Raw genomic sequence first — 947 nt, 5'->3', positions numbered from 1 at the left:
TCGTATGAACGATTTGATCAGCAGCGTGCGGATCAAGGGGCTGGTGGAAATGGACGGCCGTGACGTCAATGCCCGCGGCATGGATGAAGTGGCGCTGCGTCGACGTGTGGGAATGGTCTTTCAGAAGCCCAATCCGTTTCCCAAGTCGATCCATGAAAATGTCGCGTATGCGCCGCGCATGCACGACATGGTCAGCCGCAAGGCCGATCAGGACGAATTGGTAGAGCGCGCGTTGCGCGATGCGGGTCTATGGAACGAGGTCAAGGACAAGCTTTATGAGCCGGGAACTTCGCTCTCCGGCGGTCAGCAGCAGCGTCTATGTATCGCGCGGGCGATTGCCGTGCGCCCCGACGTCATCCTCATGGATGAGCCGACCTCGGCACTCGATCCGATTTCCACGGCAACGATTGAGGACCTGATGGATAAGCTCAAGCAGGATTTCACCATCGTCACCGTGACCCACAACATGCAGCAGGCAGCTCGGGTGGCGGATTACACGGCCTTTTTCCACCTGGGTGAGATGATCGAATACAACGCCACCAAGCAGATGTTCGCCAACCCGCATACCAAGAAGGCGGAGGACTACATCACCGGCCGCTATGGTTGATGGCTCCTGCAGGTAAGTCGGTGTATGAACAATAAAGGGCGCACATGCGCCCTTTATTGTTATACCTGGCGATGCCTCACGATGATGGTGCGCGTACTTGTCGTGTCAGGGGCCTCCAGGCAAGTAGAAACCCGATACTCACCATGGCAATCATCAGCATGAGAATGGTGGTAAACGTAATACCTGCGTCGAGTAGTAGCCCGAAGGTCGCGGGGGCGAGTCCTGAGGAGAACACCATGCCCGCCACGAAAATCGAGCGCAAACGTCCGAGGTGCTCGCTACCCCAGAACTGGATCAGCAAGCTGGTGACAGTAGGTTCCTGCATGCCTGTCACGATGCC

General features: G+C 57.1%; 1 protein-coding gene and 1 pseudogene. One reads left to right on the top strand and one right to left on the bottom strand.

All coding sequences use genetic code 11. The features are described from left to right. The coding region (locus OP495_RS18355; protein WP_280571212.1) for a phosphate ABC transporter ATP-binding protein at window positions 1-607 on the top strand (607 nt) is incomplete at its 5' end. A gap of 76 nt (window positions 608-683) precedes the next feature. Here OP495_RS18355 and OP495_RS18350 read toward each other — a convergent pair. Further along, window positions 684-947: pseudogene (locus OP495_RS18350) on the bottom strand (MFS transporter); the annotation flags it as partial.

Origin of the sequence: Chromohalobacter sp. 296-RDG, from assembly GCF_029889885.1 — a bacterium.
Lineage (GTDB): Bacteria > Pseudomonadota > Gammaproteobacteria > Pseudomonadales > Halomonadaceae > Chromohalobacter.
This window is presented reverse-complemented; position numbering and strand designations above follow the sequence as displayed.